The following is a 23,834-nucleotide window of genomic DNA, read 5'->3' on the forward strand; positions in this document are numbered from 1 at the left end:
AGATTAGATTGTTCCCACCACAATGGTCACATTATCTCCTGCTCCGACTTCATATACAGCTTCCATCAATGATTCAATAACCAACATATCATCATCCGTTGATTGTAATGCAGAGGCAATTACATCATCGGATACATAGCCACTTAATCCATCAGTGCAAAGTAAAATACGATCACCGGGAAGAATAGATTCTACGCCACTATCAACCTCTAAGATTTCATCAACACCAACTGCGCGAGTTAATAAATTCCGTTGAGGGTGATTTAGCATTTCATCCTTTGTAATCTCTCCAGCTGTTAATAATTCTTGTACCATAGAATGATCCGTAGTAATTTGTCGTAAATGACCATCTCTATATACATACAAACGACTATCACCAACACTTGCCCAGTAAAGTTGATTACCATTTATAGCTGTAACTACAGCGGTAGTACCCATACCAGCAAGACGTTCTTCACAAGCAACGCGATTTACAATACGTTGATTAGCGTGAATAATAGCATCACATAAGTCTTGTTGACCTATCGTTTCAAGGGAGGACAAATATTCTTTTATTTCATCTACAGCATAGGTACTTGCAATTTCACCACCGCTATAACCACCCATGCCATCAGTAACAGCACAAATATGGCCATCAATGAAGAAACGGTCCTCGTTACGCTGGCGCACAAGCCCAATTTTACTTAAACCAACAAAATTATTCATGATTCTCCTTTTTCCGACCATGAGCAGCCTTTAACTGCCCACATGCGGCTTGGATTGCATCGCCCATTTCCTTTCGTACCGTTACTGATACACCATAGGAACTGACGATGTCTTTAAATGTATTCATATTCGTAATAGATGGTTTATATAATTCAATATGTTCATTGCCATTAACTGGGATCAAGTTAACATGACAATTTGGGAAATCTTTACAGATTTTCCCCAAAGCATGAGCCTCATCCATAGATGCATTTAAAGAATCTATAAGAATATACTCAAAGGTAACACGACGCTGTGTCGTATTATAATAGTATTTTACCGCATCTAAGACTTCCGTCAATTCATAACGTGCCCCAACGGGCATAATACTACGACGAACTTCATTATTTGTAGCATGTAATGAAAGTGCTAAGGTTATTGGCAAACCTTCATCAGCTAATTTATAAATATTAGGAACCCAACCACAAGTGGAAATCGTCATCTTACGATAACTAATATTACAAATCATAGGATCATGTAGTAGTTGTAATGCTTGTAATACATTATCATAATTTTGTAACGGCTCCCCTGCGCCCATAACGACAACAGAATGTATTTCCTCTTTAGTAAGAGCCCCAAATATGACAACTTGTCCAATAATCTCAGCGACTGTTAAATCTCTGTATAAGCCACCTTGTGTAGAAGCACAGAATACACATCCCATAGCACACCCCACTTGAGAGGAAACACATACAGAATACCCATAGTGTTGCTCCATCAAAACTGCTTCCACACGACTTTGATCTGTCATCTCTACAAGAATTTTGCGAGTCTTTCCATCAGGGGCAATAGACTCTGTAATTAATGTAGGTAAAGAAATAACACAATTATCATTTAGCCATTGACGCAAGTCTTTCGGAAATTGTGTCATGTCTTCAAAATCAAAAATATATCTATGATAGATATAGTCAATTAACTGTTTCGCTCGAAACTTTTGTATATTATGGGTCTTAAAGATAGATTGTAATTCTTCTAAAGACTTACCCAATAATTCTATCATGGTGCTCCATTTCTTATATTATGATAAGCGTTTCATGCGAGCCATAAAGAAACCATCCATATGATCTCGCGGTGGATAGGTTGTAATCATACCATCTATAGCTTGTGGTGCCCCTTTATATGATACAGGATCGATGATAAAGTTCTTATGAATTGCCAAGAATTTATTTAGAACAGCTTCATTTTCACCACTATTCATAGTACATGTGGAATATACTAAATATCCATTAACCTTAACCATTTCAGAAGCTTTTTCTAATATTTCAAGCTGTAACGGCGGCAACTCGATAAGTAAAGACTCTGTTTTACGCCAACGCATATCTAATTTCTTTTGTAATATACCTAGACCAGAACAAGGAGCATCAACTAAGACGCGATCAAATTGTTCTTTCCAATTATCAGGTAGATAACGACCATCTTGAAGCTTAGTAGAAATAATAGATACACCTAATCGCTCAGCATTTTGATTAATCAGTTCTAATTTATGGTCGTAAATATCACAACTCATAATAGCTCCTGTATTGTTCATAAGACTTGCCATATGCATAGACTTGCCACCTGGTGCAGCACAACAGTCTAAGATACGCTCTCCTGGTTGAGGATCCACCACATGGGCTACTAACATAGATGCTTTATCCATAAAAGTAATATGACCATCTAAAACAGGTTTGGCTTTTTCTAAATGACCTTGATGTCCATCAATATAAACTACTTCAGGAATATATGTATCCTGTTCTACAATCCAATCTAAATCTTCTAATTCTTTTAAACAATCCTCAATAGATACTTTCACTGTATTTATGCGAGCCGTCAAACGAGGTTGTTCATTAAACCAAGCACAAAGATCTACGGTCTTATCTTTTCCCATTTCTTTTATCCATAAGTTGACAAGCCATAATGGTTGATTGTAGATAAAGGAAATTTCTTCAGCTTCGGACTTAGCTAGTTCACCTATAGAAATGCTATCACTTTCACGTAAAACCGAACGTAAAACAGCATTTACAAAACCAGATAAACCTCTAGTTAGCTTTTTGGCGAGTTTAACAGATTCATTAACAGACGCACTTTCAGGAACCTTATCCATATAGATAATTTGATAAATACCAAGTCTAAGAATTTCCACAACCATAGAAGATAGTTTCTTTAAGGGGCGCTTTGCAAAGAAAACAATAATAGCATCCAAGTAATTTTTTCTACGAATGACTCCATACACAAGTTCAGTAAAGAATCTTCGATCTAAATCGGATAGATGATATTTCTGTAAATACTCTTGCAACTTTATATTTGCATAAGCACCATTGCGATTAATTTCACTCAATGCTTTTACAGCGAGCAATCGAATATTTTGTTGTTGATTAGTCTTTACCTCTATCATTACTATTCCTACCAATCAATTGTTCTACTACTGCTCGAACACGTTCAGAATCGACTGTTGTATTACAACATGGCCCATTAGGACGTTCATTTAATACCCCAATAACTGGGATGGGAAATACATCAGCCATTCCACTTGCTAAATCTCGTTCGCAAGCTATTGCTACAATAGCTTTTGGGCGTGCTTCCTTTACCTTCATCCGCGCTAAGGTGCCTCCAGTGACAACTATAAATTGACAACCATAGTCCTTAGCCACTTGCAACAAATTACCAACCTGGCATCGCCCACACTGCTTACAATTATATACATCATGTGTAACCTTATGAACACACGAACTTTCTTGTAAACAGTGAGGAGTTAATAATAATATACGTTCTGGATCTACCGTATACATATCTAACATTACTAAATGATTGATTAAATCAATCATAGACTGGCGGAGTTGATCCTTAGTAACCCCTCTCACCTTACCAATCGCCAAAGTTAATGGAAATAATCCATAAATAAACTGATTGGCTAGTCTTAAAACAATAGGATGTAACCGTATAATACCTGTGCTAGCAACAATTAAAGATAAGCACAAAATCCATATAATAGCAATAAGTATAGATATAACTACACTACTTATAATTGATGCAAATGGATGCAATTGTAAAAGTCCTGGTTCTAATATATACATTAGAAAGGCTAGTACTGCTGTGAGCAAAGCACATGTAACAGTTGATAAAATCAAGTATAACGGATACGTTTCGTACTGCTTATATTGAGTCCCCAAAAACGATACCTTCCTTTATTTGATGACCATTTATAAAATCAATTGCAGAAATGCGTTTTTTATTTTCTGGTTGGACTTCTGTTAATAGAATTATATTTCCATCACCACAAAATACACCTAAACCGGCTATTTTAGATACGATTGTACCAGGCACAGTTGTAGCTGATATAGCAATTGGTACATGTTTACCATGAACATCTATCAAACAGTGAGTCGTATCACTGGGAACCACTTCTCCAGACCATACTTTTAAACGTTTTCCATCGAGATATGTATAACATCCAGGTGCTGGATTAAGTCCTCTAATGAGGTTTGCAATTTCATTAGCCGGCTTAGACCAGTCGATCTGCCCCATTTCCTTTGTAATCTTAGTAGTATGTGTAGCCATTGTATCATCTTGTGGTGTAGCCACAATTTCTCCATTAACCCAACGAGTTAATACAGGTACTATAGTTTCACCCCCCAGTACAGCTATACGTTCAAATAACTGTCCTGTCGTTTCACCGGGTAAAATATCTGTCTCCACAATGTCGATGATATCACCTGTATCAAGTCCATCATCCATATGCATTATGGTAACACCCGTTTTAGAGTCTCCATTAAGAATTGCATAGTGAATTGGCGCAGCGCCTCTATAACTAGGTAAAATAGAGGCATGAACATTAATACAACCATATTGCGGCAATTGAATAAGCCAAGGAGGTAAAATTTTACCATACGCAATAACAATCACTACATCTGGTTGTAATGCTTCTAATTCGGCTCTCACTTGTTCATCACGCAAAGTGACTGGTTGATATACAGGCAAGTCATGCTCTAAAGCAGCTACTTTTACAGGGGGCATTTGAACTTGTTTACCACGCCCTTTTTGTTTATCAGGCTGGCAATACACACCGACAATAGAATGACCAGCTTGAATCAAAGCCTCTAAGGTAGGCACAGAAAAGTCTGGTGTCCCCATAAAAACGATGCGTAATTGTTTATTATCAGACAATTTCTTTCTCCTCTGGATGATCAGTAATTAATCGTAAGTTAGTTGCTTTTTCAATAAACAAATGACCTTCCAAGTGATCAATTTCATGTTGGAAAATACGCGCCAAAAAACCTTCAGCTTTTATAGTTACCTTCTTATTATGTGGATCAATACCTTCAACGGTGACTTTATTAAATCGTTCCACATCTCCGAAATATCCTGGCACACTTAAGCATCCTTCAGGTCCAACTTGAGAACCTTCAGCATGAGTGATTTCAGGGTTAATTAGCGCAATAAGACCACTACCAGATTGGTCATCTACAACGATAATACGTTTAGCTACAGCCACTTGAGGTGCTGCAAGACCAACTCCTTCAGTCTTATACATAGTTTCAGCCATATCATCGATAAGGACTCTAAGTTTTTTATTAACATGTTCTACAGGTTCCGCCACTTGTTTTAAAACGGGATGACCTGCTTTCACAACATCTAATACAGCCATTGATACTCCTACACTACACGGGATCCACGTCAATCAGCAGTCCTTCTTGCGTGAAAATCCATGAGTTATATATATATTCTTTCAAATTTGTTAAATCTGTACCGCGAATCATAATAGCTAAACGATACATATCGCGCACTTTTTTTATAGGCGCTTCATAAGGACCATTAATCAAAATATCCTGATTTCCTTTATAAGACTCCAAGTCATCGACAATACGATTTGCTATAGACTCTAATGTTTTCATATCTTGATGACGCACTACCATATGAATCATTTCGCGAAATGGAGGATATCCTAAAGCTTTACGATTTTTAATTTCTTCATTGTAAAAGCCTATATAATCATGAGCCTTACTCTTTATTATAGCATAATTTAAAGGATTATATGTTTGTATTACAACGCTACCCGGTTTTTCACCCCTACCGGCACGTCCAGAGGTTTGAGTAAGTAAATCAAAAGTTCGTTCTGAAGCTGTATAAACAGGAATATTCAAAACTGAATCGGCTGTTAAAATACCAACAGCTGTTACATCTTTAAAGTCATGACCTTTAGATACCATTTGTGTTCCCAACAAAATATCATATTTATGAGCCCCAAAGTCATGTAAAATATCTTCTGCTAATTGCTTATTTTTTGTCACATCTTGATCAAGACGAGCAATGCGGGCCGATTTAAAGTGACGACGTAACTCTTCCTCTACCTTTTGTGTGCCTGAACCAAAAAACTTAATCCTCTTACTATTACATTTGGGACAAACAGTTGGAATTGGTTCATGATGTTCACAATAATGACAACGCAATTCTTCACCAGCTTGGTGATAAACCATAGCTACATCACAATGAGGACACATAATAGTTTCCCCACAATCCCGGCACATAACAAAAGTACTATAACCGCGTCTATTTAACAGAATAATCATTTGATTATGCTCATCCAATGTATGTTGAATTAAGCGACTCATGGCATCAGAAAAAACGGAGTAATTTCCATGAAGAATTTCTTCCTTCATATCTACTATAGTAACCTTCGGCATAGGTTGCTCAAAAATGCGATTTGTCAACTCTAGTAAATGATACTCCCCTTGCTTAGCTTTATAGTACGAAGTAACAGATGGTGTAGCAGAGCCTAAAATAACGGGACAACCATGTGCCTCAGCACGCCACAATGCCACGTTACGTGCATGATATCGAACCATATCCTCTTGTTTATAAGATGGATCATGTTCTTCATCGACCACAATAAGCCCGATATCCTCAGCTGGCGCAAATACGGCAGAACGAGCGCCAATAATAATGTGACTATCCTTACGGCGCAAACGCTCCCAATTATTGTTCCGTTGTTGTACCGTCAATTTACTATGAAATACTACGACTTCGTCACCAAAAGTTTCTACAAATCGTCTCACAATTTGATCAGTCAATATAATTTCAGGTACTAAAATAATAGCCGTCTTATCCTGACTAATACATTTTGCTGTAGCACGTAAATATAATTGAGTCTTACCACTACCAGTGACACCATGAAGTAAAAAGGTTTTATGTTCATGGCTATTCATTGCAGCTTGTATTGGTCCATATACAGCTTGTTGAGCTTCAGTAAGAGGAATATTAACTTCTTCTGTTAAAAGCTCATCAAATGTTGTTTTTGTGGCTTTAAAACGAGCTTCAACGACAATACCTTTAGCTTCACTCACTTGTTTAATGACCATACGAGAATAGCCTTTAGCTAGCAGTAATGCCTTAGATGCTCCGCCCACTTCAAGTAAGTATTTTGCTAATTCTCGTTGTTTCTTTTTCCGTTCACTAAATTGTGCCACCGAAAATTCTGGCATAACTACTAACCATTCTTCCTTTGGTGCCTCGTAAGATTTTAATGTCTTATTCACTGTAAACAATCGCAATGCATCGCCATAAGAGAATAAATAATACTCATTTAGACGACGGGCCGTATCCATCATTTCCGGTGTAAACCAAGGTTCACTATCTAATACTTGCACAATATTTCGTAAAGTGAACTCTGGTGGCTCAACTAACTCGTCGTAACCAATAAGAATGCCTTCTTCACGACTATGTCCTAAAGGAATGAGTACGCGCGTACCAGGCAAAACATTACCAAACTTTTCAGGCATTAAATAGCTCAAAGGTTTATGAAGTTGTTTGGCTGGTCTGTTAATTATAACTTGTGCTACGCGCATACATTATTTCCTTTCGTTTATTATAAAAGGTCTCAGTAGAAATTCTACCAAGACCTTTTGTATTATAAGCCAGCTTCTTCTTTTAGAATTTGTGCTTTATCTGTACGTTCCCAAGGTAAATCCACATCAGTTCTACCAAAGTGACCATACGCTGCAGTTTTGCGATAATGAGGCTTTAACAAATCAAGCATTTCAATGATTCCTGCTGGACGAAGGTCGAAATGTTTTTTAACAAGCTCTTGAATTTTTGTTTCCTCTATGCGACCTGTACCAAAAGTATCAACTAAAATAGATACAGGATGAGCAACCCCAATTGCATAAGCAACTTGCACTTCACATTTATCAGCAAGACCTGCTGCTACAACATTTTTAGCTACATAACGCGCTGCGTATGCTGCAGAACGGTCCACTTTAGATGGATCCTTACCGGAGAATGCACCGCCACCATGACGGGCCATACCACCGTATGTATCTACAATAATTTTACGGCCAGTTAAACCAGCATCACCATGAGGGCCTCCAATTACGAAACGACCAGTTGGATTGATGAAGTATTTAGTATTTTCATCAACGAATTCAGCAGGCAACGCTGCGTCAATTACATAACGCTTCAAATCGGCTTTAATTTGTTCTTGGGTCACTTCAGGGCTATGTTGCGTAGAAATAACAATTGTATCAATGCGCTTAGGTTTACCATCAACATATTCTACAGTAACTTGAGTTTTACCGTCTGGACGTAAGTAAGTTAAAGTCCCATCCTTACGAACTTCTGTAAGTCGACGAGATAAACGATGTGCCAAGGAAATTGGCAAAGGCATGAGTTCAGGTGTTTCATTAGATGCATAGCCAAACATCATACCTTGGTCACCAGCACCGATTTTATCAAGCACTTCACCATTGCCATCTTTTGATTCAAGTGCTTCATCAACGCCCATGGCGATATCCGCAGATTGTTCATCGATGGATACAAGTACACCACAAGTATCACAATCAAAACCAAATTTTGCACGAGTATAACCAATTTCACGAATTGTATCACGTACGATGCGAGGAATATCAACATATGTATGAGTAGAAATTTCACCTACTACATGAACTAAACCAGTAGTAACTAAAGTTTCACAAGCCACACGAGCAGTTGGATCCTTTTCAATAATCGCATCCAAAACAGCATCAGAAATTTGGTCAGCTATTTTATCTGGATGGCCTTCAGTAACAGATTCAGAAGTAAAAAACATATGTTTTTCAGCCATTTTATCCTCCTAATACGAAAAAAAGTCTCTCATGCACTCATGAGAGACCCTCCCATCTAACGACATTTGTCATAGGAATTAGCACCTTTTCCGCTTGGAATGGTTGCTGTAGCTTCACAGGGCCTATCCCTCCACTACTCTTGATGAGTTACAAAAATATTATAGTGTATTTACAGTGAGAAAGCAAGTCATTATTATACCTCTCTTGCCTCTTTTAAAGCTAAATCATGTTCGGCCTTATGAAGGGCACTTTCAAACTGACGATACATATGATGACAGCCCAGAATATCCAAGAAATCAGATTTATACATCTCTCTACGTATATCGTAACTCACATCACTAAGCAAAACTTCTATGCCTCTTTTTTGAAGTTCTTCAATAATACCTCGTAAAATACGTAAACCCGTTAAATCTACAAATGGTACTTTTACAAAACGAATGATTAAATATTTAGGATCTTTATGTATAGAGTTTAACGCTCTATCAAATGCACTTATAGCGCCAAAGAATAATGGGCCATCTACAGTGTATACCATTATTTCTGGATGGATTGTAATCTCATGCCTAATCTGAGCTGATAATTCGGCACTACTTGCTTCATGCACATCAATTGTATTAACCATTTTACGCATAAACTGCAACACTGCAAGTACTACACCTACATTTACAGCTACTACTAAATCCGTAAAAATAGTCAGAAAAAAGGTAAGCAATAATATTATTTGATCTGGACGAGGTGCGAGAACAAGCATTCGTATAAAACGTGGTACATCACTCATATTGTAGGCTACTACAAATAATATGGCTGCCATAGATGCCAACGGAATATACACTGCATATGGGGCTAAAAATAAAAGAATGGCACCTAATGTAATGGCATGAACAATACCTGCCACCGGAGAATTACCACCTTGACGAATATTTGTGGCAGTTCGCGCAATAGCACCGGTTGATGCAATTCCACCAAACAATGGCGCAAATATATTAGCTAATCCTTGTCCAAATAATTCAGTATTAGATTCATGCTTGGTTCCACTCATACCATCAGCAACAACTGCAGACAATAAGGATTCAATAGCGCCTAGCATGGCAATTGTAAAAGCCGGCCCGATTAAGGATAAGATTTTATCAAAACTCAATTTTGGTACAGAAAATTCTGGCAAACCTTGAGGTATGCCACCAAATGCACTACCAATGGTTAAAACCGTAGGAAATTGGTAGATGGCTTGAATAACCGTAGCAACAATCATAGCTACAATGGGAGCTGGAACTTTATTAATATATGGGATTCTAGGTAAAACTAACAGTAGACTTAAGCTTAAGATCGCAATCCCCAATGTAGGTAAGTCAGAGTATGGTAAGGACTGAATCATAGCCCATAATTTTTCATGGAAATGAGCCATATAAGGCAACGGTGGAAATCCAAAGAAATATGGCCATTGACCTACCCAAATCGTAACGCCAATACCTGCAGTAAAACCCATAATAACAGGTGTTGGAATAAACCGAATCACCGTTCCTAACTTTGCAACACTCATTAAAACCAGAATAATCCCTGCCATCATGGTCGCAATTTGTAAGCCTTCAAAGCCATAATTGACAACGATACTGCTCAATAGAACGATAAATGCCCCTGTAGGGCCCGCAATCTGAACAGGGGAGCCACCAAACAAGGATACAAATATACCTGCAATGATTGCCGTATAAATGCCCGCCTGCGGTGTAACTCCACTAGCAATAGCAAAGGCCATTGCTAAAGGCAGAGCCACAACCCCTACGACCAATCCGGCGATAATATTATTACTCCATTTTCCTTTTCCTAATGAGCCGTCTAAATATGCTTTTTGTATAGCAAACATGTAAGAAAAACACACCCTTTTTAAAACAACACACACAAGAATTAATTTATGTCAGCTCTGTTTGCTACTAAATCAATAACTTCTCTAAGGATATGTCGAGCAAGGTCAGATTTTTTCATATTAGGCATTTCTTTAGGCTCTTTATCAGGATATAAAAAATAGCCTTCATTCGTATCTACATTAAAACCTGCATTCGATTTGCTTACATCATTGGCTACAAGCATATCTAGATTTTTTTTAGCCACTTTATCCTGACCATACTTGATTACATGTTCTGTTTCTGCCGCAAAACCAACAAGAATTTGATGACTTTTTTTAGAGCCCAACCCTTGTAGAATATCTGGATTTTTTACAAGTTCTATGGTCATAGACTCCATTTTTTTTATTTTTTGCTCTGCTTTATGAAGGACTCTAAAGTCAGAAACAGCGGCAGCCATAATAACTACATTAACATCATTAAAACGAGCTTCAACAGCCTCCTGCATAGACACTGCAGAATCTACAGAAACAAAGTCTACGCCACTTGGTACAGGTAAAGATGTGGGAGCACTTACTAAAATCACCTTAGCCCCCATGCGTGCAGCCTGTTCTGCAATGGCATATCCCATCTTACCGCTAGAACGATTTCCAATATATCGAACTGGATCAATACTCTCCTGTGTTCCGCCAGCTGTAACAAGTATAGTAGTACCTTCAAGCTCATTGGTGCTACACATTTTAGATTCTAGCCACTCCACAATTGCTTCTGGTTCTGGTAAACGCCCTACACCAGTAATGCCACAAGCAAGCCAACCTTCTGCGGGTTCCATAATATGATAGCCCAAGGAACGCAATCCTTCCAAATTACGTTGTGTAATAGGATTATTATACATTTCTGTATTCATAGCAGGACAAAGGTACTTAGGTGCTGTGGTGGCCATAATTGTTGTAGTTAACATATCATCAGCAATGCCTGCATAAATTTTTCCGATCACATTTGCTGTTGCAGGCACAACTACATATGCATCTGCCCAAGTGGCCAGTGCAATATGTTCTACATCCCACTGATGAACTTGTTCAAACATGTCTAAAGCTACAGGATGTCCACTAATTTCACCAAATGTTAAAGGTGACGCAATATGCGTTGCATTTTGTGTCATTACAACCTTTACTTCAGCCCCTTTTTTATGAAGTCTGCTTACCACTTCAATTGCCTTATACGCTGCAATACCTGCAGATACTGCGACAATGATATGTTTTCCGCGCATGTTCTTCTCCTTTTAAAAATTCCTTGTATCAATGATACAAGGAATTGATTTTTTATTTAATGCCTTCTTTAGTGCGTTTATATGTCACTTCACCTTCAGCAATTTCATAAAATGCCAAAGATACAGGCTTGTCAGTCGCATGTGTAGATTCTGCTAAGCAAGGTTCGCCATCTGTTAATTCGCGAGCGCGTTTAGCCGCTAAAGTCACCAATGTATATTTGCTATCTACTTGGCTTTCCAATTTTTTTAATGGAGGTTTTACCATCATACTATCACTTCTCCTTAGACTCTTGATATTGTTTATAAATATATTGAATTTGCTCTTTATTACGACTAATCTTACAAGATTCAGCTCGCAAGATAGAAGCAACCTTTTCAGAAGCCTCTGCTAAATCATCATTTACGACGATATAGTCATAGCGATGAGCTAAGGCCAATTCTGAACAAGCCAATGACAATCGTTTATCAATGACTTCTTTAGCATCTGTGCCACGATTATGTAAACGTTCAGATAACTCAGATAGTGACGGCGGTACAATGTAAATAAATACAGCATCACTAAAACGTTCCTTAACCTGCATAGCGCCTTGAATATCGATTTCTAATAGTACACTTTTCCCATCATCTAATAAATCCATTACATGCTGTTTTGGAGTACCATAGTAATTATCATATACCTTAGCATATTCTAAGAATGCGTCTTCACTAAGTAAAGACTCAAATTCATCTTTAGAGCGGAAGAAATAGTTAATTCCTTCCTTTTCACCCACACGTGGAGCACGGGTTGTCATAGAAACGGAATAAACTAAATTAGGCATTTCTTTACGAATATTCGCACAAATCGTACCCTTACCTGCGCCAGATGGCCCGGATATAACGATTAATAATCCTCTGTCTGACATATGCACTCCTATGATTCCACTGTATCTACATCCACATCATGTTGCACAAGTCGATGTGCTACGGTTTCAGGTTGAATTGCAGATAATACAATTTGACCACTGTCCATAACTAATACAGCACGTGTCTTACGACCATATGTGGCATCAATGAGCAATCCCTTGTCTCTAGCATCTTGAACCATCCGCTTTATAGGGGCGGATTCAGGACTAATAATAGCCATAACACGGTTAGCAGATACCATATTACCAAAGCCTATATTCAGTAATTGAATACTCATTCATAGACCTCCTATTACTCTACATTCTGTACTTGTTCTCTAATTTTCTCTAACTCACATTTAAGTTGAACCACAAGCTCAGTAATAATCGAATCCATTGCTTTGGAGCCGATTGTATTTACTTCACGATTCATTTCTTGCAAAATAAAATCGACCTTACGACCGATTGAGTTTGTATCTGCAAGTGTATTTTTTAATTGTACCACATGAGAGGTAAATCGGACAATCTCTTCCGTAATATCCGTCTTATCAGCCAATAGAGCAATCTCTTGTATAAAACGATCCTCACTAATACTCGCTTCTAAAGAAACTAAATATTCCTTAATTTTAGTTTTTATGTGTTCGCGATATGCTTCTACAGCACCAGATTTATTAGTGTCAATTTTAGTAATAATCTTTTCAAGTGTATCGATACGATCTAATAGATCCTGATTGATATGTTGACCTTCCGCAGTTCGCATTGCTATTAAAGCATCTAATGCTTGAGTAGTTGCTTCTTTTACAATATCTGAAAGTACCTCTTCAGCAATTGGTGTATCTTGTTGTTGAATCCATTCGTTAGAAATCGAATTTACAGCTTGTAAAGGTACCTTTTTGGGGTTATCATAGAACTCCTCTTGTACCAATAACTCTTGTATCTGCTTTCTCAATACACTATTAATAGTGAAAGTTTTAGGTCGCTCTCCTGCATCTAGAATAGAAACTGATACCTCAACCTTACCACGAGTAATGCGATCTTGTATCATTCCACGAATAATACTTTCAAAAGGATTCATTTGTTTTGGACTACGAATAAATAGATCCAAGAAGCGTGCATTTACGGACTTAATTTCTACAGTACAGGTAATGCCATCTTTGGTTGCTGTGCCAGAACCAAAACCGGTCATGCTTTTCATAAGTCATCCTCCTTAGTAGTTTTTATTATTGTACCACGAATTACATAATCCGTGTTTAAATACTAAGAATTATATGTACACTATGGTATACTAAACTATACTTCTAAATATATTTGAAAGGAGTACTATGAATTTAGACGGACTTACCATGTCTGTACTCGCTAAAGAAATAAACGAGCGATTACAAACAGGGCAAATACAAAAACTATATCAAATAGACAAAACTACATTATTATTTAAAATTCGAGCACTCAACGAAGACCAAAACTTAATCATTACCGTAGGTGCTACACCAGCAATATATCTTAGTCAACCACTGCAAGATTTGCCAAAAGAACCAAGCTCACTTTGTATGTTCTTACGAAAGCATATTGAAGGTAGCCGCATTGTAAAGGTGGAACAAATCAATGGCGACCGAATCATGTGCATCCAAACGGATAAACTTGAAATGGACGGTTCCATTACGAGTACATATATATATGTTGAATTAATGGGCAAATATTCCAACTGTATTTTTGTACAAAACGGTATTATTTTAGAATCTTTAATTCACGTATCTCCACTCATGAACCGTGAACGATCTATTAGTCCAAAGCTACAGTATAATTTACCACCAAATGCTAATCGTGTAAGCTTGATGGACTTTGATTGTAATGAAATCAAAAATCTACTCACCTCTTTTGGTAATGGCTCCGTGCAACAATCTATTCGAGCTATCTTTAACGGCTTTGGCAAACCTTTATTGGATGAAGTTTTATATATTTCCAATCTAAGTGGTGAAGAAATTATAACCGATTTAGATACTTTTCAACTAGATACGCTTTCTAAAGCCTTGAACGACCTCAAGGTAAAACTCGAAAATAGCAACGGTTTGTTTACTTTAGTTAACGATAACAATAAAAAGGCTCACGCAAGCATTTTATTACACAACTATAAGGTATTAAAAGAATACAACACTATTTCTGAAGCTTTAGAGGAATCCATTCATAATACAAAAGCAATTCATACAGCTGATAAAGAGTTAGAAAAAATCTTAACAACAGCCATCAAAAAGGAAGAAGGTCGCCATCAAAAGATTAAAGATGAATTAGAAGATACTAAGAAAATGGAAACCTATAAATTATATGGTGATCTTCTAATGATAAATGCACACCTTCAAGTGCAATATGAGCCTTCTATTGAATTGCAAAATCTTCTTTCCGAAGAAAACGAAATCTTAACGATTCCTTTAAAGCCAAACTTAACGATTGTGGAAAATGCACAATGGTATTATAAGCTTTATACAAAATTAAAAAATCGTATGGTTAGCGGCGAGTACCAACTCAATGCTAGCACCACAAAACTAGCATACTTACAATCCATTCTGTACAGTATCTCTTTAGCCACCACTCGTGAAAGTTTAGAAGAAATACGCAAAGAATGTATGGATGCAGGCATTATAAAAAAATCAAAAAAACCATTATCTTACAAACTAGGTAAATCTAACTACATTCACTTAACAATTGATGAAGGTGAAATATTCATCGGTCGTAACAATCAGCAAAACGAATATTTAACACACCGATTTGCAAAGCCAACTGACATTTGGTTCCATACACAAGATATCCAAGGTTCCCACCTTATTTTGAGACTCAATATTGAGCCAGACGATATGATTTTATCTAAAGTAGCACAATATGCAGCCTACTTTAGTAAAGCTCGTGATACTAGTAAGGTCCCGGTAGATTATACATACATTAAAAATATCAAAAAGCCACCTGGATCTCCTTTGGGATTTGTTATTTTTAATACCCATCAAACTATGATTGTGGAGCCTAAAAAACCAGAAAACTATAGAGAATGATAAAAGCGAAGGTATCCCTTCGCTTTTATTTTTGGCTTATTATTTTGCTCACATTATTTTTTACATATTGATCTGAAATTTGATATTACTTATCTTAAGTTTTCTATGGAATTTAACATATAAAAAGAGGCTAGATATAATATGATATCTAGCCTTTGTTTAAACTATTGGTTTTCTTCTGTACGTTGTTCAGTTTGTTTCAAACTTTCACGATTTTGACGCAAGCTTTCCAATGTTTTCTCCAAGTTGTTTTCAACATATTTAAGAACATCACCAGCATATTGAATAGAGCTAGCTTTCAGCTCATCAGAGGATTGATTTGCTGCATTAATAATTTGATTAGCTTGTTCTTGAGCTTGTTTTACAAGTTCACTTTCAGCTGTCAATTTAGCAATGTAGTCTTTAGCTTGATCGATCAAAGTTTCAGCCTGACGTTGAGCATCAGCTAACACTTTATCTTTATCTGCTACAATACGACGAGATTCTTCAAGTTCCAAAGGTAAGGATTCCTGAATAGAATCAATAATACGCATAATTTCGTCTTCCTCAACCATACGTTTTGTAGTCATAGGAATACGGCTGCTAGATTCAATAAGAACCTCTAAATCTTCTAATAATTTTTCTGTTTTCATACAATTCACCCCTATTTATTATGGACCGTATTAAAGCGTTCTTCAAGTTTTTCCTTAACATCATCCGGAACAAGACCATCTAGCTTACCACCAAATTTAGCTAGTTCACGAATACCCGTGGAGCTGACAAAAGAGTATTTGTTATTTGTCATAATAAATACTGTTTCAATGTCATCATCCAAATATTTTGCAAATAATGCGCGCTGAAATTCATATTCAAAGTCGCTCAATGCACGTAATCCTCGAATAATAATAGTAGCATTCTTGGATTTAACATACTCATTGAGCAAGCCACCTGTACAATCAATTTCAACATTAGGAATATGTTTGACAGAATTTCGAATCATCTCAACCCGTTCTTCCATAGAAAATAAGGAATTTTTATTCGGATTTGAGCTGACAGCAATGATTAATTTATCAACCAATCGGCTGCCCCGTTCAAAAATATCAACATGTCCATTAGTAACTGGGTCAAAACTACCCGGACATACACCTATACGCACAGGTTTAGCTCCTTTCGGCTGTCTTTACAAAATAGGAAACTACCGTATAACCAAATTTCTGTTCTTTTATACATTCCCATGATTCTGGTAAGGTAAAAATCTCATCCTTATGATGTTCTAATAATAAAACACCTTCAGGTTTTAACAAATCATAGTTTACAACCAAATCTATGGTATCTTGTATAAATCCATTTTCATATGGCGGGTCAGAAAATATATAATCGAACTGTCGCCCTACTATATAATTTTTTAATTGTGAAAGTTTCCTCGGAATAATTTCTAACCGATCATCCACACGACAATGTTTAGCATTCTCTAAAATTAGTTTTCCCGTTTTAAAGTCCACTGCTACTGCATGTGCTGCACCACGACTTAAGGCTTCAATTGCTACTGCACCAGTGCCAGAAAATATATCTAGTATATCAGAACCAAATATACCTCTATTTGCTAATACATTAAATACACTTTCACGAACACGATCAAGTGTAGGCCTAGTATCTAATCCTTTAGGTGCTTTTATAGCATGTCCCTTAGCAGTTCCGCCAATAATTCGCATACAACCCTCACAAGATTATACTCATTAATTATAGTATATAAATAACCAAATTAAAAGTATCTTTTATTTATGATACTTCAATTTTAATATCACGCCCCATCAACTCAGCTAATGCTATGGATGGAGATTTTTTTTCGTATAAAACCTCATATAAAGCCTTCGTTATAGGCATTTCAATTTGATGTTTACAAGCCATTTTATAAATAATTTCTGTTGCGAAAAATCCTTCTACAACCATATTAGTATGATTAACAATAAAATCCATCGTCTTACCCTCGGCTAGTTTTTGACCAGCCGCACGGTTACGACCATGTGGGCTCATACAAGTAGCAATCAAATCCCCCATACCAGCAAGACCAGCATAGGTTTCTTTTTGGGCCCCTAAGGCCACCCCAAAGCGAGTCATCTCATGAAGGCCACGTGTTAATAGTAAAGCCTTACAATTATCCCCTAAAGCTAAACCATCTGCAATACCAGCTGCAAGGGCAATGATGTTTTTCGTGGCTCCTGCTAGTTCAACACCAATCATATCAGTATTTGCATAAATTCTAAAATTTTGACTACATAATGCCTTTTGCAATGTTGTAGCTACCTCTAGGCTTTCAGTACTCAGCACAGATGCAGCAGGTAAGTTGCGACCAACCTCTTCTGCATGATTAGGTCCAGACAAAACCGCTAAATGACACCCTATGGTAGCAAGAACCTCTTTCATCACAGTCGTCAAAAGTTTGCCACTGGTTCGTTCTACACCTTTTGAACATAGAATATAGGCTTGATTTTTATGAGCATACGGTTTAATAGCCTCTAAACTGGTACGTACATGTACAGAAGGAGTAACCATTAATACCACTTCGGCATTACTAATACATGCCTCTAAATCAGAACTATATTGTAATTCTTCTGGAAGTTTTACACCTGGTAAATAGTCTTTATTCTCTAAGTCTTTTGCAAGTTTATCTGCAAATTCTGGACGACGACAATATATAGTTGTAGTATTTCCAGCTAAAACGGATTTAATAGCAAGGGCCGTCCCCCAACTACCAGAGCCGATAACAACAACATTCATTCTTTAATCCTTTTTAATGCGCTCTACTTTTAACTCGTTTCCAGCAAGTAGACGCTTAATATTATCCCAGTGACGTACAATGACAAACAAAGCTGCTAATCCGCCAAAGCCAACAAACCAGAAGGATTCTCCAGTGAAATACATCAGTACTGGTACTAATGCAGCGGCAATGATAGAGCCTAAAGATACAAGTTTAGTGAAATATACGATAACACCCCATACCAAAAAGCAAATCAATGCTACTATTGGTGAAAGAGCAATAAGTACACCTAAACCCGTAGCAACGCCACGACCACCTTTAAAGCCCAGAAAAACAGACCAGTTGTGCCCCATCATCCCAAGAATACCACCTAAGATCATAAACATAGGCCCATAGGGTGAGAGTAGCACTACTCCTGCGGCCCCTTTTAAAGCATCACATAGAAATACAGGTAAGGCTGCTTTAAGTCCGATAACTCGATATGTATTAGTAGCGCCAATATTTTTAGAGCCATATTGTCGTACGTCTGTATTAAAGAAAAGCTTACCTATAATTAATCCACTAGGAATTGATCCGATAAGATATGATAATACAGCATATACAATAATCATAATATCCATTAGTCTTCATCATCCCGTTTCTTGCCACGTAATACTAAACGAATCGGAGTTCCTTCAAAACCAAAGGACTCACGCAATCGATTCTCTAAGAAACGCATATAAGAGAAGTGAATTAGCTCTGGTTCATTTACAAATAAAATAAATGTAGGCGGCTTAACACTAGCTTGCGTCATATAATAGATTTTTGGAATTCTACCATTGCGAGATGGTACAGGATTTACGGTTTGTGCATCTTGTAATAATTGATTTAACGTCCCAGTAGATACACGGCGGTATTGTTGTTCAGATACAAACTTCAACATATCAGCTAAACGGTGAATACGTTGCTTAGTTAAAGCAGAAGCAAACAGGATAGGTGCAAACTGTAAAAAACCTAATTCATCATAAATATCTTCAGTAAATCGCAATGTTGTTTTGTCATCTTTTTCAACAAGATCCCATTTATTCACAACAATGACTACACCTTTACCCGCTTCGTAAGCATAACCTGCAATTTTTTTATCTTGTTCTGTAACACCATCTTGAGCATCTAGTACAAGAACTACAATATCAGCACGATCTACTGATCGCAAAGAGCGGACAATACTATATCGTTCAACGGCTTCTTCGATTTTAGACTTACGACGCATTCCCGCCGTATCAATAAGTACAAATTTTTGGCCCCCATGAGTCCAATACGTATCAATGGAGTCTCGAGTAGTACCTGCTACATCAGATACTATTACACGATCTTGTCCTAATAATGCATTAGTCAAAGAAGATTTACCTACATTTGGACGACCAATAACGGCAACATGAATAGTATCTTCATCATCTACATTAGTGCCAACTGGTGGAAAATGTTTAACAGTATCATCCAGCAAATCACCTAAATTCATAAGATTTTTAGCGGAAATGCCAATGGGGTCCCCCAAACCAAGATTGTAGAATTCATAAATATTCGGCTCTTGATTTACACTATCAATCTTATTAACTACGAGTACAACAGGTTTTCCACTAGCTCTAAGAATATTTGCAACTTCTTCATCAGCAGGTACAATACCTTGTTTACCATCGACGACAAATAAAATTACATCCGCTTCTTCAATAGCTAATTCAGCTTGTAATCGCATCATCTTAGGAATAACATGACTATTTTCAGTAATGAACTCGATACCACCAGTATCGATCATTGTAAACTCACGATTTAACCACTCTGCATCGAAGTAAATACGGTCCCTTGTTACCCCCGGAATATCTTCAACGATAGAGATACGTTTATTAACAATGGCATTAAAAAGTGTAGATTTACCTACATTTGGACGGCCTACAACAGCCACTAATGGTTTTGCCATAGTTTCACCTCATTATCTAATCTAATACATTACTATATTTTATCATATTCTAAGTAAAGTACGCAAAAAGGCTAACCAAGGAAACCTTGGCTAGCCTTTTATTAGACAATGAATTATTCAGCGTCTTCTGCAGTTTCTTTTGATTCCATCAATTCAGTCAAAGCCAAACCCAATTTCTTTTCATCTTTGTTAAGAGAAATGATTTTAACTTCAACTTCTTGACCACGATTCAAGTAATCTTCAACTTTCGCATTACGTTGTTTTGTAATTTGAGAAATGTGAAGTAAACCTTGGATGTCGTCATTAACAGCTACGAATGCACCGTAAGCTACTAAACGAACAACTTTGCCGTTAATAACATCGCCAACATGCAATGTTTCTTCAGCAACGTCCCATGGGCTCTTAGATAAAGCTTTTAAGGACAAGGATAATTTATTGCTTTCAGCGTCGAAGGATTGTAATTTAACTTCGATTTCTTGGCCAACAGAAAGAACATCTTCCACTTTTTTGATTTTTTGCCAAGAAATATCGGAAATGTGAAGTAAACCTTCAATACCGCCGATATCTACGAATGCACCATAAGGCATGATTTTACGAACGATACCTTTATAGTTTTCGCCAACGTTGATATTTTTCAATGCTTCAGCTAATTTAGCTTGACGTTCCACTTCCAATACTGCACGACGAGAAAGAACCAAACGGTTTTTCTTTTCATCGATTTCAAGTACTTTAGCTTCAAATTCTGTACCAACCAAGTTGTCCAAGGATTTCACGAAATGAACATCACCTTGGGACAATGGAATGAAACCACGAAGGGATTTAACTGTTACTACTAAACCTGCTGGGATAGCATCAATACCTTTACATACGATAGCTTCATCTTTTTCTTGTGCTTCGATAACATATTGCCAATCTTCATCTTTAGCCAAGCGAGTCATGGAAAGATAAATAGGATTATCTTCTTTGATGTGATTCATGATAACTGCTTTAATTTCATCACCATTTTTTAACACATCTTTGGCAGATTCTGGTGCTGGATAAGAAATTTCAGTTCTGTTCAAAATGGCTTCAGTTTTGTAGCCAAAAGATACATAAGCTCGTTCATCTTCGACTTGAACTACTGTACCTTCTACAACATTCCCTTTCTTAAATTCTTCTTGACCTTCGGCTGCTAATAATTCTGCAAAATCTTTCATTGTCTCAATGACCTCCTTAATAATCCAGTCGGGAGTCGATGCTCCTGCTGTTACTCCTACCGTCTGTACTCGGTCAAACCATTCCAGTTGTAATTCAGTAGAAGTTTCAATGTGATATGTTGTACATCCAACGTCACGACAAACCTCTGCCAATCGGTTTGTGTTGCCGCTGTTCTTACCGCCTATCACTATCATAAGATCTACATTACGTGCTAAATCAACGGCAGAATTCTGTCGTTCTTGCGTTGCATTGCATATCGTTTTGAAAACCTTAAGATTCTTAGATTTTTTCTCTAATATGTCTATTATACTGTTAAATTTGAATTGTGAAAAGGTTGTTTGTACAACAACGCCCATTTTTTCCACAATTTGTAGTTTTTGGGCGGATTCTTCATCTTCGATGATTATTCCTTCGTTATTTGCCCATAAATTAATGCTTTTGACCTCAGGATGGTTTTTTTCTCCCAAAATCACCAAAGTCATACCTTCATCTATAACAGACTTTGCATCTTGCTGTGCTTTTTTTACATGTGGACATGTGGCATCCACAACATGTAATCCTTTTTCTTCTGCCTCTTCGTAAATAGCAGGTCCTACACCATGAGAGCGAATAATCATTGTGCCTTCAGCGATATCAGACACTTCTTGAACAGGGCTTACCCCTTTGTCTTCAAGACGACCTACAACTTGAGGATTATGAATAATAGGACCTAATGTATAGCTTTTACCATCGTTATTTGCAGCTTCATTTGCCATTTCAACAGCCCGTTTTACACCATAGCAAAAACCATGGTTTTTAGCCAAAATTATTTCCATAAAGTCTCCTCTATACAATTGTTATGATAAGAATCTATCATTCGTTGGATTTCACTTTTAACACTATCATTTACTTTTTGAATCGCTTCTGGAGTCGCTTTAGCTTTTTCAACTGGAATCGGTTTACCAATAATACAAGCCACTTTATTACGTTCCATATTGTGAGAGCCAATGATAGCAACAGGCACTATGCTAACCGCTGTTCTAAGAGCAATTGATGCTGCACCATCATGAAATTTACCAAGCTTACCACTTTTTTGACGGTTACCTTCTGCAAATATGCCTAAAACCTTATTATCTTTAAGTAGTCCCATGGCATGACGAATAGCAACTTTATCAATAGCACCGCGATTTAACGGAAATGCACCAAGCCATGTACAAAAAAAACGTGAAATGGGATTCACAAATAATTCTTGTTTAGCCATAAAGTGTACATGTCTAGGCAAAGCATAGCCGCAGATAGGGGGATCGTTATTACTTAAATGATTAGGCACCACGATAACAGGCCCTTCCATTGGAAAATTATCGCGACCATATACTTTCAATCCATACCCTACTTTATAGCGAAGCCAAAAAGCGGTACGCCATAACCAGGTAGAAAATTTATTCATGATTGATTGTCTCCTGTACTAAATTCAATATATATGCCACAGTTTCATCAAAATTCATATTACTAGAGTCTACAACTACTGCATCTTCAACACATACAAGTGGAGACTCTTCACGATTTTTATCCATTTCATCACGACTAACAACATTCTTTTTAATTTCGTCTAGTGTTTGCTCGTTTGATGTACCTTGTACTTCTAACCATCTACGTTTTGCCCGCGCATCTACAGAAGCGGTTAAATAAATTTTTAGCTCTGCATTAGGTAATACGACAGAACCGATATCACGTCCATCTAATATAACTCCCCCAACGGCGGCCATCTCTTGTTGGCGTTCTACCAAATATTGTCGAACCCCTTTATAAGAAGCTATAGTCGATACATTATCATTAATTTGCTGCTGGCGAATTAATGATGTAACATCTTTTCCTTTAATATAGACCTTGCATGCTGTTGCAGTAGGCTCTAAAGTCAAATTTAAAGAAGGTAATAAAGCTTCTACAGCAGCTTGATCCTTAACATCAATTTGACTATCAAGAACTGCCCATGTAACACCGCGATACATGGAACCTGTATCGATATATAAATACCCTAATTCATTGGCCACTACTTTAGAAATGCTACTTTTACCAGCCCCAGCAGGACCATCAATAGCAATGGCAATTTTTTTAGTGTTCATA

At 37.1% G+C, this 23,834-nt stretch carries 24 protein-coding genes and 1 riboswitch; of the genes, 1 reads left to right on the forward strand and 23 read right to left on the reverse strand.

The features are described from left to right. Positions 1–3: 3 nt before the first annotated feature. The 14 genes from FNLLGLLA_RS05395 to FNLLGLLA_RS05460 all read right to left on the reverse strand — a co-directional run bounded on the left by FNLLGLLA_RS05395 (position 4) and on the right by FNLLGLLA_RS05460 (position 14,000). Positions 4–705, reverse strand: a complete 702-nt coding sequence (locus tag FNLLGLLA_RS05395) for a Stp1/IreP family PP2C-type Ser/Thr phosphatase (protein WP_004697417.1) — start codon at positions 703–705, stop codon at positions 4–6. Further along, complete coding sequence (gene rlmN, locus FNLLGLLA_RS05400; RefSeq protein WP_156697533.1) at positions 698–1,744, reverse strand: dual-specificity RNA methyltransferase RlmN; 1,047 nt, start codon at positions 1,742–1,744, stop codon at positions 698–700. Before rlmN ends, FNLLGLLA_RS05395 begins: the two co-directional genes overlap by 8 nt. An 18-nt stretch (positions 1,745–1,762) precedes the next feature. Beyond that, on the reverse strand, positions 1,763–3,118 hold the full coding sequence (gene rsmB, locus FNLLGLLA_RS05405) for a 16S rRNA (cytosine(967)-C(5))-methyltransferase RsmB (protein ID WP_156697532.1): 1,356 nt from the start codon (positions 3,116–3,118) through the stop codon (positions 1,763–1,765). Further along, positions 3,099–3,893, reverse strand: coding sequence for a DUF116 domain-containing protein (locus tag FNLLGLLA_RS05410; protein WP_156697531.1), 795 nt, complete (start codon positions 3,891–3,893; stop codon positions 3,099–3,101). Before FNLLGLLA_RS05410 ends, rsmB begins: the two co-directional genes overlap by 20 nt. Beyond that, entirely contained in the window at positions 3,877–4,887 is a 1,011-nt protein-coding gene (gene fmt, locus FNLLGLLA_RS05415) for a methionyl-tRNA formyltransferase (RefSeq protein ID WP_156697530.1), read from the reverse strand. Before fmt ends, FNLLGLLA_RS05410 begins: the two co-directional genes overlap by 17 nt. Beyond that, a complete protein-coding gene (gene def / locus FNLLGLLA_RS05420) occupies positions 4,880–5,368 on the reverse strand; it encodes a peptide deformylase (protein WP_156697529.1) in 489 nt (162 codons plus the stop codon). The genes fmt and def overlap by 8 nt, the downstream gene beginning before the upstream one ends. A 13-nt stretch (positions 5,369–5,381) precedes the next feature. Next, on the reverse strand, positions 5,382–7,565 hold the full coding sequence (gene priA / locus FNLLGLLA_RS05425) for a replication restart helicase PriA (RefSeq protein ID WP_156697528.1): 2,184 nt from the start codon (positions 7,563–7,565) through the stop codon (positions 5,382–5,384). 62 nt (positions 7,566–7,627) lie between these two features. Then, positions 7,628–8,818, reverse strand: coding sequence for a methionine adenosyltransferase (metK, locus tag FNLLGLLA_RS05430; protein ID WP_004695665.1), 1,191 nt, complete (start codon positions 8,816–8,818; stop codon positions 7,628–7,630). Positions 8,819–8,867: 49 nt separating this feature from the next. Next, positions 8,868–8,968: riboswitch (SAM riboswitch) on the reverse strand. A 44-nt stretch (positions 8,969–9,012) separates the two neighbouring features. Then, on the reverse strand, positions 9,013–10,677 hold the full coding sequence (locus tag FNLLGLLA_RS05435; RefSeq protein WP_156697527.1) for a SulP family inorganic anion transporter: 1,665 nt from the start codon (positions 10,675–10,677) through the stop codon (positions 9,013–9,015). A gap of 41 nt (positions 10,678–10,718) precedes the next feature. Further along, entirely contained in the window at positions 10,719–11,924 is a 1,206-nt protein-coding gene (coaBC, locus tag FNLLGLLA_RS05440) for a bifunctional phosphopantothenoylcysteine decarboxylase/phosphopantothenate--cysteine ligase CoaBC (protein ID WP_156697526.1), read from the reverse strand. A 52-nt stretch (positions 11,925–11,976) separates the two neighbouring features. Continuing rightward, positions 11,977–12,192: a DNA-directed RNA polymerase subunit omega gene (gene rpoZ / locus FNLLGLLA_RS05445; protein ID WP_004695660.1), complete on the reverse strand. Its 216-nt coding sequence runs from the start codon at positions 12,190–12,192 to the stop codon at positions 11,977–11,979. Positions 12,193–12,196: 4 nt separating this feature from the next. Further along, positions 12,197–12,826 carry a guanylate kinase gene (gene gmk / locus FNLLGLLA_RS05450; RefSeq protein WP_156697525.1) on the reverse strand — a complete coding sequence of 210 codons (630 nt, stop codon included), beginning with the start codon at positions 12,824–12,826 and terminating at the stop codon, positions 12,197–12,199. An 8-nt stretch (positions 12,827–12,834) separates the two neighbouring features. After that, entirely contained in the window at positions 12,835–13,104 is a 270-nt protein-coding gene (gene remA, locus FNLLGLLA_RS05455; RefSeq protein ID WP_004695657.1) for an extracellular matrix/biofilm regulator RemA, read from the reverse strand. A gap of 14 nt (positions 13,105–13,118) precedes the next feature. Beyond that, entirely contained in the window at positions 13,119–14,000 is an 882-nt protein-coding gene (locus tag FNLLGLLA_RS05460) for a YicC/YloC family endoribonuclease (protein WP_156697524.1), read from the reverse strand. 127 nt (positions 14,001–14,127) lie between these two features. On the opposite strand from FNLLGLLA_RS05460, the gene FNLLGLLA_RS05465 reads away from it, so the two are divergent. Next, a complete protein-coding gene (locus tag FNLLGLLA_RS05465; RefSeq protein WP_156697523.1) occupies positions 14,128–15,843 on the forward strand; it encodes an Rqc2 family fibronectin-binding protein in 1,716 nt (571 codons plus the stop codon). 164 nt (positions 15,844–16,007) lie between these two features. Here the strand turns inward: FNLLGLLA_RS05465 and FNLLGLLA_RS05470 are convergent, their stop codons facing one another. The 9 genes from FNLLGLLA_RS05470 to cmk all read right to left on the reverse strand — a co-directional run bounded on the left by FNLLGLLA_RS05470 (position 16,008) and on the right by cmk (position 23,833). Further along, on the reverse strand, positions 16,008–16,475 hold the full coding sequence (locus FNLLGLLA_RS05470) for a hypothetical protein (RefSeq protein ID WP_004693228.1): 468 nt from the start codon (positions 16,473–16,475) through the stop codon (positions 16,008–16,010). An 11-nt stretch (positions 16,476–16,486) separates the two neighbouring features. Beyond that, positions 16,487–16,978, reverse strand: a complete 492-nt coding sequence (gene coaD, locus FNLLGLLA_RS05475) for a pantetheine-phosphate adenylyltransferase (protein WP_004693226.1) — start codon at positions 16,976–16,978, stop codon at positions 16,487–16,489. A 4-nt stretch (positions 16,979–16,982) separates the two neighbouring features. Then, a complete protein-coding gene (gene rsmD, locus FNLLGLLA_RS05480) occupies positions 16,983–17,534 on the reverse strand; it encodes a 16S rRNA (guanine(966)-N(2))-methyltransferase RsmD (RefSeq protein WP_156697522.1) in 552 nt (183 codons plus the stop codon). Positions 17,535–17,601: 67 nt separating this feature from the next. Continuing rightward, entirely contained in the window at positions 17,602–18,600 is a 999-nt protein-coding gene (locus FNLLGLLA_RS05485; RefSeq protein ID WP_156697521.1) for an NAD(P)H-dependent glycerol-3-phosphate dehydrogenase, read from the reverse strand. A 3-nt stretch (positions 18,601–18,603) separates the two neighbouring features. Further along, positions 18,604–19,200, reverse strand: coding sequence for a glycerol-3-phosphate 1-O-acyltransferase PlsY (gene plsY / locus FNLLGLLA_RS05490; protein ID WP_004696947.1), 597 nt, complete (start codon positions 19,198–19,200; stop codon positions 18,604–18,606). Then, positions 19,200–20,534, reverse strand: coding sequence for a ribosome biogenesis GTPase Der (gene der, locus FNLLGLLA_RS05495; protein ID WP_156697520.1), 1,335 nt, complete (start codon positions 20,532–20,534; stop codon positions 19,200–19,202). Before der ends, plsY begins: the two co-directional genes overlap by 1 nt. Before the next feature lie 113 nt (positions 20,535–20,647). Next, positions 20,648–22,546 carry a bifunctional 4-hydroxy-3-methylbut-2-enyl diphosphate reductase/30S ribosomal protein S1 gene (locus FNLLGLLA_RS05500; protein ID WP_156697519.1) on the reverse strand — a complete coding sequence of 633 codons (1,899 nt, stop codon included), beginning with the start codon at positions 22,544–22,546 and terminating at the stop codon, positions 20,648–20,650. Then, on the reverse strand, positions 22,537–23,157 hold the full coding sequence (locus tag FNLLGLLA_RS05505; protein WP_004697382.1) for a lysophospholipid acyltransferase family protein: 621 nt from the start codon (positions 23,155–23,157) through the stop codon (positions 22,537–22,539). Before FNLLGLLA_RS05505 ends, FNLLGLLA_RS05500 begins: the two co-directional genes overlap by 10 nt. Beyond that, positions 23,150–23,833 carry a (d)CMP kinase gene (cmk, locus tag FNLLGLLA_RS05510; RefSeq protein WP_004693214.1) on the reverse strand — a complete coding sequence of 228 codons (684 nt, stop codon included), beginning with the start codon at positions 23,831–23,833 and terminating at the stop codon, positions 23,150–23,152. The genes FNLLGLLA_RS05505 and cmk overlap by 8 nt, the downstream gene beginning before the upstream one ends. Between the last annotated feature and the right edge of the window lies 1 nt (position 23,834).

The sequence above is a fragment of the Veillonella parvula genome, assembly GCF_902810435.1.
Classification (GTDB): domain Bacteria; phylum Bacillota; class Negativicutes; order Veillonellales; family Veillonellaceae; genus Veillonella.

Excerpts from the sequence above, each read along its gene's own strand:
- rlmN (WP_156697533.1), bottom strand. The coding sequence starts at position 1,744 with ATGATAGAATTATTGGGTAAGTCTTTAGAAGAATTACAATCTATCTTT.
- plsY (WP_004696947.1), bottom strand. The coding sequence starts at position 19,200 with ATGGATATTATGATTATTGTATATGCTGTATTATCATATCTTATCGGA.
- FNLLGLLA_RS05395 (WP_004697417.1), bottom strand. The coding sequence starts at position 705 with ATGAATAATTTTGTTGGTTTAAGTAAAATTGGGCTTGTGCGCCAGCGT.
- FNLLGLLA_RS05470 (WP_004693228.1), bottom strand. The coding sequence starts at position 16,475 with ATGAAAACAGAAAAATTATTAGAAGATTTAGAGGTTCTTATTGAATCT.
- FNLLGLLA_RS05435 (WP_156697527.1), bottom strand. The coding sequence starts at position 10,677 with ATGTTTGCTATACAAAAAGCATATTTAGACGGCTCATTAGGAAAAGGA.
- priA (WP_156697528.1), bottom strand. The coding sequence starts at position 7,565 with ATGCGCGTAGCACAAGTTATAATTAACAGACCAGCCAAACAACTTCAT.
- rsmD (WP_156697522.1), bottom strand. The coding sequence starts at position 17,534 with ATGCGAATTATTGGCGGAACTGCTAAGGGACATGCTATAAAAGCACCT.
- cmk (WP_004693214.1), bottom strand. The coding sequence starts at position 23,833 with ATGAACACTAAAAAAATTGCCATTGCTATTGATGGTCCTGCTGGGGCT.
- coaBC (WP_156697526.1), bottom strand. The coding sequence starts at position 11,924 with ATGCGCGGAAAACATATCATTGTCGCAGTATCTGCAGGTATTGCAGCG.
- der (WP_156697520.1), bottom strand. The coding sequence starts at position 20,534 with ATGGCAAAACCATTAGTGGCTGTTGTAGGCCGTCCAAATGTAGGTAAA.
- FNLLGLLA_RS05485 (WP_156697521.1), bottom strand. The coding sequence starts at position 18,600 with ATGAATGTTGTTGTTATCGGCTCTGGTAGTTGGGGGACGGCCCTTGCT.
- def (WP_156697529.1), bottom strand. The coding sequence starts at position 5,368 with ATGGCTGTATTAGATGTTGTGAAAGCAGGTCATCCCGTTTTAAAACAA.
- gmk (WP_156697525.1), bottom strand. The coding sequence starts at position 12,826 with ATGTCAGACAGAGGATTATTAATCGTTATATCCGGGCCATCTGGCGCA.
- rpoZ (WP_004695660.1), bottom strand. The coding sequence starts at position 12,192 with ATGATGGTAAAACCTCCATTAAAAAAATTGGAAAGCCAAGTAGATAGC.
- FNLLGLLA_RS05460 (WP_156697524.1), bottom strand. The coding sequence starts at position 14,000 with ATGAAAAGCATGACCGGTTTTGGTTCTGGCACAGCAACCAAAGATGGC.
- FNLLGLLA_RS05505 (WP_004697382.1), bottom strand. The coding sequence starts at position 23,157 with ATGAATAAATTTTCTACCTGGTTATGGCGTACCGCTTTTTGGCTTCGC.
- remA (WP_004695657.1), bottom strand. The coding sequence starts at position 13,104 with ATGAGTATTCAATTACTGAATATAGGCTTTGGTAATATGGTATCTGCT.
- metK (WP_004695665.1), bottom strand. The coding sequence starts at position 8,818 with ATGGCTGAAAAACATATGTTTTTTACTTCTGAATCTGTTACTGAAGGC.
- FNLLGLLA_RS05465 (WP_156697523.1), top strand. The coding sequence starts at position 14,128 with ATGAATTTAGACGGACTTACCATGTCTGTACTCGCTAAAGAAATAAAC.
- rsmB (WP_156697532.1), bottom strand. The coding sequence starts at position 3,118 with ATGATAGAGGTAAAGACTAATCAACAACAAAATATTCGATTGCTCGCT.
- FNLLGLLA_RS05500 (WP_156697519.1), bottom strand. The coding sequence starts at position 22,546 with ATGGAAATAATTTTGGCTAAAAACCATGGTTTTTGCTATGGTGTAAAA.